The organism is Bacillus cereus group sp. N12, assembly GCF_016483575.1.
Taxonomy (GTDB): Bacteria; Bacillota; Bacilli; order Bacillales; family Bacillaceae_G; genus Bacillus_A; species Bacillus_A toyonensis.
The window spans coordinates 46,020-52,985 of sequence record NZ_JAEHBO010000031.1 but is presented as its reverse complement, the minus strand read 5'-3'; the positions used below and the strand labels follow the sequence as shown (position 1 = coordinate 52,985).

Here is a 6,966-nt window from a genome sequence, read left to right as displayed (position 1 = left end):
AGCCATCCAAACTATGAAGCAGCATTAGAAGCAGCTAAATCTGCAAAGTAATAGGAAGGAAATGACCTCTTATAAAGAGGTCGTTTTTTCTCATCTATTGCTGCGAATGGTAACGATAGATGAGAAAAAATGTTATATCATACATAACTTGAAAGGGAGCTCTTTACAGGAGGTCGCTTTTTCTTTTTGGAAAAAATCACTTTGTGGTATGATATAAGTTATGTGTAAAAGAGAGAAGGAGGAATGTACGTGAGTCAGACAGTGGAAACATTATTTTCTATTTTTGATTCTTCTACGGTAGTTTTACGTAAAGAATTAGATGTAACATATTTAGAGGCGCTTGTAGAAACAGGTGATAACTTGTTTGAAGGTGCGATTTTACAAGAGGAATTATCCGAATCAACAATTGAAAGGTTGAATCGTGAATATAGTACGTTTAATGAAGAAACATATAAAGGTGAAGAAATTCGTAAAGCATTTCAGCTAGCCATTTTAAAAGGAATGAAAGAGGGCGTACAAGCAAATCACGAAATGACGCCAGATGCAGTTGGAATGTTCATGAGCTACTTATTCCATAAATTTATGCAAGGCAAAACAGAAATTACTGTTTTAGATCCTGCAATTGGAACAGGTAATTTAATGACTACAGTATTTAATAGCGCTAAAGAAGAGCTAGCAATGAGTGGATTTGGTGTAGAAGTGGATGAAGTGCTAATTAAACTTGCTTTAGTAAATGCAAATTTACAAAAGCATGGAATCGAATTCTTCCATCAAGATGGACTAGCACCACTTTATATTGATCCAGTTGATGCAGTCGTTTCAGATTTACCAATTGGTTATTATCCAAACGAAATCAGTGCGAGTGAATATAAGTTAAAAGCAGATGAAGGAATGTCATATGCGCATCACTTATTTATTGAACAAAGTGTGAAACATACGAAAGAAGGCGGGTATTTATTCTTCTTAGTACCAAACTTTATTTTTGAAAGTGATCAAGCGCCGAAACTACATGCATTTATTAAAGAAACATGCTTTATTCAAGGTTTGTTACAGCTACCTGTTTCCATGTTTAAAAACGAGAAAAATGCAAAAAGTATATTTGTTCTCCAAAAGAAAGGCCAAGGTGTAACAATGCCGAAACAGGCACTACTAGTGGAATTACCTAAATTCTCTAATATGAAGGCTATGGAGAACATTATGGATCAATTAAATACTTGGTTTGCAACACAAAAGTAACACGATATATATGTAACAGGGTTAGTGATTAATGTAGTACAGTTGTATAGAATATGTCATATTTTTTAATATATACAAGATTTAACTGAATTTTTTTGAAATCTGTAATATATTTTTTTTCTTGGTGTTACAATTTTTTCACTTGAAATATATGTCGGACGATGTTTAAATTAAAATCGTGAGTATAAAATTTACTGATGATGAAACGTTTTCATAGTGAGTGAATTTAATTAGATAAAATCGAGCGGTTTGTGGAATGATCCACACAACTACCAAGAGAAAAAGGGGCGAAAGACTAGATGTCAAAAATCATCGCGATTAACGCAGGAAGCTCTTCCTTAAAATTCCAATTGTTTGAAATGCCAAGTGAAACAGTATTAACAAAAGGTTTAGTAGAACGTATCGGTTTAGAAGATAGTATCTTCACTATTACTGTAGATGGCGAAAAACAAAAAGAAATTACAAACATCCCAGATCACGCAGTAGCAGTTAACATGCTTCTTAGCAAATTAACTGAAAATGGAATCGTAAAATCTCTTGATGAGATTGGCGGTATCGGTCACCGTGTTGTACACGGCGGCGAAAAATTTGCGGATTCTGTTTTAATTACTGATGAAGTATTAGCGGAAATCGAAGAATTAAGCGATTTAGCACCACTTCACAACCCAGCAAACCTTGTTGGTATTAAAGCATTCCAAGAAGTATTACCAAACGTACCAGCAGTAGCAGTATTCGATACAGCATTCCACCAAACAATGCCGGAATCTGCATTCCTATACAGCTTACCGTATGAGTACTATGAGAAATTTGGTATCCGTAAATACGGTTTCCACGGAACTTCTCATAAATACGTAACTGAGCGTGCGGCTGAATTATTAGGTCGTCCAATTGAAAGCTTAAGCCTACTTTCTTGTCACTTAGGTAACGGTGCAAGTATCGCAGCAGTAGAAGGCGGTAAGTCTATCGATACTTCTATGGGCTTCACTCCACTTGCTGGTGTAACAATGGGTACACGTTCTGGTAACATTGACCCTGCGTTAATTCCATACATCATGGAAAAAACAGGCCAAACTGTAGAAGAAGTAGTTAACGTATTAAACAAGAAGAGTGGTATGTTAGGTCTTACTGGTTACTCTAGTGACCTACGTGACATCATTGCGAAAGAAGAAGAAGGCGACCACCGTGCGAAAGTAGCACTTGACGTGTTCGTAAGCCGTATCCATAAATACATTGGTTCTTACACAGCTCGTATGAAAGGCGTTGACGCTATCATCTTTACAGCTGGTGTAGGTGAAAACAGTGCAATTATTCGTGAGCGCGTATTAGAAGGCCTTGAGTACATGGGCGTATACTTCGACGCAAAACGCAATAACGTATTCGGTGAAGAAGCATTCATCAGCTTCCCTCACTCTCCAGTAAAAATTATCGTAATTCCAACTGACGAAGAAGTTATGATTGCTCGTGACGTACTACGTCTTGGAGATATTGGTTAATATATGAAAAGAAAGACGAGATCCTATAGGATTTCGTCTTTTTTCTTTTTAATATATTTTAAAATTCCATCTGGATATAATAATTTTTCCTTCTGAATGAATGCAGTAATGGGAACCCATTTTGCATATGACGCTGTTTGCTCATCTTGTATATTCACTATTTCCATTTCATATAGTGATCTGTCTAATAAACGCAAAGAATATAGTTGAATAATCTCATGACCAATTTCCTCATCTAGATGAAAGATGTTTTCTAAGCAACCTAAATAATCGATAATTTCTACTTCTGTATGAAGCTCTTCATTAAACTCTCGAATAACTGTTTCATCTGATTTTTCTCCGAGTTCAATTGATCCACCAAGAGGACGGTAATAGGTTTCATTGTCTATATTATATTCTTGTAGTAGAAGTCGATTGTGATGTATAACAATACCAAAGGATTTTGCACGTGGGTACATGAATATGATCGCTCCTTATTCATTTATATGTGGATAATTATAAGTTGAAATATAGAGAAAATCACCTTTTTATTCACGTTGTTGAGCTAATTGTAATACCGTCTAATAGTTCTTTCCAAAATGCTTCATTGTACTGGTATATATCCATCACTGGGCATTTTATAACGCAAATGTTTTGTAATCCCCAATCTTCTTCAGTGATAGTTGGTACATCGGCAGGAAGTAATAAAAGGACGGAGAAGTTATACTTGACCATTTGAGATAAAATTTGTTCAAGAAAAAGTGCTTCTTCATATGTTCCCCCGGTTCGAATAAACAATATGGATTCTTCCATTTCTACTGTAGTTAGAAAACGATTAATCCGATGCTCATAATTTAATTTAATATCTGTATAAGAAGGCCAAGAAGTTGGTGTATTTACATCTGTTTTAAAGTCATGGCAGGAGTCAATTTCATAAATGTTGTCTCGTAGTCTTAATTTCGCATCATCATCCCAAAATGAGATGAAGGACAAATTTTCTAATTCTAAAAAACGGTGAAAGCGATTTTGTAATAATAAATTTACTTTCTCTAATGAAGGACTTAGCATAAAATCAATAACGCCAAAAAATGGGGATAATCCTAGTTGATATAAAGCCCAAGCAGGCCAGCAGTTTTGTCCTAAGCTAAATACAGCATTATACTTTTGTTTTATATTGGATAGATTCATGTGATTCATCTCATCCTTTTTGCTAATATTTTATGTCATTAAAAAATGGTATGTGAATGGAGATAGACAAGCATATTTGCAAAGAATAAGCAGAAATATGTTACAATAGAAAAAAATCGAACGAGGTGGTTGTTACGATGCGATCGAAGCGAGAACAAGCCATTTTAGACAATATAAAGGAATGGGAAGCGCAATTAGTTGAGCAAGAAGCGACCGATTTTCAAAAAGTGTTTGATAAATGGTTACATACTACAGTTGCGAAATTACCTGAGAAAAAACGAAAAGAATTCTTTACGAAAGCAGATGGATGGCTTTTTCATTTGCATGCACTGATTCAAAGTTCACAATCACAATTAGATGCACGTAATCGTATTTTAGGAACATCAAGATTATTTAATGAATCAATTGAACAACTTGAAGATTTGAAAGCATTATCTATTGATCAGTTAACATACATAGCAGAGCAACAAACAGCACGTCATCGTCTATATTCATTCGTGCAAGGCGGAGCAACGGGTGCTGGAGGATTATTATTATTGACAGCTGATTTTCCGGTTATGATTGCGTTAAATGTGAAGGCTGTCCAACTTATTGCAACATCGTTTGGGCATGATGTGAACAAGCCTTATGAAATGATGCTGGCGTTAAAGGTGTTTCATGCGTCATTATTGCCAGGAAGACTTCAGCAATACGCTTGGTACAACTTGCTACGAGAGCTGGAGCAAGAAGATTCGTTCTTTTATGAAGGAGACGAAGCAGTGTTACAAACAGCCTCTACCGAAGTTTTGTTAAAGCAAATTTTGAAAACATTTTCAATTTATGCTCTTCGTCGTAAATTATTCCAAGGTATCCCAGTCATCGGAATGGCAATCGGATCTACAGTAAATTATCGTTTAACAAGAAATGTTACTGAATTTGCCAATCGATTTTATCAAGTGCGCCACATAATGGAGAAAGAAAAAAAATCATAAAAAAAGCGAGAGGCCGAAGCCTTTCGCTTTTTTAATTTGTTGCATGTTTTTTGGTCATTGGAATAGATACTGGTTGCTTTTCTGCTGATTTTTCTGCTTTTGGATAATAAATTAAATCCAATGTTTTTGCCTGTACGGCAATTGAAAGAATAGTAAAAGCAATTTCTGTCCAATTTAAATAATATAATGAAAGCGCAAGAACAATCGCGTCAAAGACGAAGAAAATTTGCCCAATTGTAAAACGAGTTCGTTTACTTAATACAATTGTTAAAATATCGTCTCCACCGGTTGCACCGCCAAATCGCAATATAAAACCGAGTCCAATACCAGCTAAAGCACCGCCAACTATTGCAGCTATAAATAAATTGTTTGATAAATCTACCGTAAATGGAGAATAATTTTCCATAAGGGAATAAAATACTCCGAATGAAATTGAACCTAAAAATGAATAGCCAATCATTTTTTTACCTAAAAATGAAGCGCACAGTAAAATAATTGGGATATCCATTATTACAGTTGAAATAGATGGTGAAATATCATAAAAATTTTGGATGAATAGTGCAATACCTACAAATCCACCTTCTGTTAAGTGGTTTTGGAAGTGAATGTGATATAGCGCTGCCGCTAAAATAAATGAACCGATTAAAACCATAAAAACTTCTTTAATAATTTGTCGACTTTGGATGTTCCTCATCGTTATTCCTTCTTTCCGTAGTTAGTAGTCCTTTTTGTGTTGTAAACTAACTACGAGCTCACATGTAGCTTTCAGTTAGTTTACGAAAAAACTAACTACGCTATATGTCGCTGAAGAAATAACGAATAATCCTCTCGTCCATCAATTCTCCCTACCTTCGTTTTAGTTTAAGTCTTAAAACGACTAAACAAAACGTGGAGTAGGATTCGTCATTTAGCAATCCTGCTCTTCTTTGTTTTGTTTAGCTAATAACAATTAAGTCCTAAACAAAACGCTACGTGTAAGAAGAGTCTTTTTTTTGCCAAATTATCCTTCGGGCAATCATAATTTCCCCACTCTCGTATTTTTTTCGCTAGACTAAAGTATCTGAGCTGAAAAATACGCTACGTGTATGATTCGTCAATACGATGCCACATGCTCCTTCGAGCGATCATGATATCAAAATCCCTTCCTTCAAGATTTATATTATTATATCATACTTTCAAAAAATGTATGCGGATGGAAACCGACAATAAACGGAGGGAATCTACAAAAATTGTTATGTTTAAATATTTTTGTAGAAAAGCCTAAGTTATTTTGTAGGATTGGACAGTTTTTAGAAGTTTGTCCAATAAGTAAGCAAAGATGGTTTTTTATTCAGTTGTATTGTTTTCGTCACCTTTATCTTTAAAAAATGCATCCCAGCTAATCACACTTAAAAATGTTAAAGCGATAATAATGAAAGCTCGCATCATTTTGAGGCCTCCTTTTGTACATAGTATATGAATATCTTACTTTGTAATGTGTCATTTTTTTATATATTATATTAATATAGATAGATGAAAGGGAGAGTGGAGATATGCTAAAAGACATGTTTAAAAGAAGAGAATTAAAATGCGTTTCATGTCAGAAAAAGATTGAATATGAAGAAGAGCTAGTTGCTTTTGTGAAGTTGCCGAAAGAAAGAAGTATATTAGTAGGTCCGTTTGATGTATGTTTAGCAAAAACGGCGCAAGAAATATATTGCAAAGCTTGTTACGACAAAAAAGCATGACCCAAAGTGAATGAGGGGCATGCTTTTTTCATTGGTGTGCTTTTCCCTCAGATACATTTTGAGTGAGGCGATACCAAAGCCAAAGGTCGTTAATAATAGAGGCTAAATCAGCTATTTCAGAATTAAGCCTACAGGAGATTTCAAAATTATCTTCGTTATTTAAACGATGTTGTTTTTGATTAATGTAATGTTCAAGCTCTTTTATACGATCAGGTATTTTTCCGCGAATTTGCTCCCATTTTAATAAAATACCATGCTGTGTTTTTTCAGAGATGTCTTCCCATTCTTCTTGTATGTTTGGCACTGCAATTCCTAGATGTTCATTGTATATAAAATACTTTTCCATAGACACACCTCCAATTTCCTGCCTCT

Annotated in this window: 8 protein-coding genes; 4 read left to right on the top strand and 4 right to left on the bottom strand. The window is 34.8% G+C overall.

The window, feature by feature from the left end; genetic code table 11:
* Nucleotides 1-249 precede the first annotated feature (249 nt).
* Nucleotides 250-1,236 carry a class I SAM-dependent methyltransferase gene (locus JDS92_RS15845; RefSeq protein ID WP_141555940.1) on the top strand — a complete coding sequence of 329 codons (987 nt, stop codon included), beginning with the start codon at nt 250-252 and terminating at the stop codon, nt 1,234-1,236.
* 299 nt (nt 1,237-1,535) lie between these two features.
* Nucleotides 1,536-2,729 (top strand): acetate kinase, encoded by a 1,194-nt coding sequence (gene ackA, locus JDS92_RS15840; RefSeq protein ID WP_000034585.1) that lies wholly within the window; start codon nt 1,536-1,538, stop codon nt 2,727-2,729.
* A gap of 23 nt (nt 2,730-2,752) precedes the next feature.
* Here ackA and JDS92_RS15835 read toward each other — a convergent pair whose 3' ends face one another.
* A complete protein-coding gene (locus tag JDS92_RS15835; RefSeq protein WP_000283516.1) occupies nt 2,753-3,187 on the bottom strand; it encodes an NUDIX hydrolase in 435 nt (144 codons plus the stop codon).
* 73 nt (nt 3,188-3,260) lie between these two features.
* Nucleotides 3,261-3,896 (bottom strand): DUF1796 family putative cysteine peptidase, encoded by a 636-nt coding sequence (locus JDS92_RS15830; protein WP_097959242.1) that lies wholly within the window; start codon nt 3,894-3,896, stop codon nt 3,261-3,263.
* A 137-nt stretch (nt 3,897-4,033) separates the two neighbouring features.
* On the opposite strand from JDS92_RS15830, the gene JDS92_RS15825 reads away from it, so the two are divergent.
* Nucleotides 4,034-4,867 carry an EcsC family protein gene (locus JDS92_RS15825; protein WP_001256857.1) on the top strand — a complete coding sequence of 278 codons (834 nt, stop codon included), beginning with the start codon at nt 4,034-4,036 and terminating at the stop codon, nt 4,865-4,867.
* Nucleotides 4,868-4,898: 31 nt separating this feature from the next.
* On the opposite strand, the gene JDS92_RS15820 is transcribed toward JDS92_RS15825, so the two are convergent.
* Nucleotides 4,899-5,561: a YitT family protein gene (locus JDS92_RS15820; RefSeq protein WP_097959243.1), complete on the bottom strand. Its 663-nt coding sequence runs from the start codon at nt 5,559-5,561 to the stop codon at nt 4,899-4,901.
* An 838-nt stretch (nt 5,562-6,399) separates the two neighbouring features.
* On the opposite strand from JDS92_RS15820, the gene JDS92_RS15815 reads away from it, so the two are divergent.
* Complete coding sequence (locus JDS92_RS15815) at nt 6,400-6,594, top strand: hypothetical protein (RefSeq protein ID WP_000910296.1); 195 nt, start codon at nt 6,400-6,402, stop codon at nt 6,592-6,594.
* A 28-nt stretch (nt 6,595-6,622) separates the two neighbouring features.
* Here the strand turns inward: JDS92_RS15815 and JDS92_RS15810 are convergent, their stop codons facing one another.
* Nucleotides 6,623-6,940, bottom strand: coding sequence for a hypothetical protein (locus tag JDS92_RS15810; protein ID WP_000417202.1), 318 nt, complete (start codon nt 6,938-6,940; stop codon nt 6,623-6,625).
* Between the last annotated feature and the right edge of the window lie 26 nt (nt 6,941-6,966).

Excerpts from the sequence above, each read along its gene's own strand:
- ackA (WP_000034585.1), top strand. The coding sequence starts at position 1,536 with ATGTCAAAAATCATCGCGATTAACGCAGGAAGCTCTTCCTTAAAATTC.
- JDS92_RS15835 (WP_000283516.1), bottom strand. The coding sequence starts at position 3,187 with ATGTACCCACGTGCAAAATCCTTTGGTATTGTTATACATCACAATCGA.
- JDS92_RS15830 (WP_097959242.1), bottom strand. The coding sequence starts at position 3,896 with ATGAATCTATCCAATATAAAACAAAAGTATAATGCTGTATTTAGCTTA.
- JDS92_RS15825 (WP_001256857.1), top strand. The coding sequence starts at position 4,034 with ATGCGATCGAAGCGAGAACAAGCCATTTTAGACAATATAAAGGAATGG.
- JDS92_RS15820 (WP_097959243.1), bottom strand. The coding sequence starts at position 5,561 with ATGAGGAACATCCAAAGTCGACAAATTATTAAAGAAGTTTTTATGGTT.
- JDS92_RS15815 (WP_000910296.1), top strand. The coding sequence starts at position 6,400 with ATGCTAAAAGACATGTTTAAAAGAAGAGAATTAAAATGCGTTTCATGT.
- JDS92_RS15810 (WP_000417202.1), bottom strand. The coding sequence starts at position 6,940 with ATGGAAAAGTATTTTATATACAATGAACATCTAGGAATTGCAGTGCCA.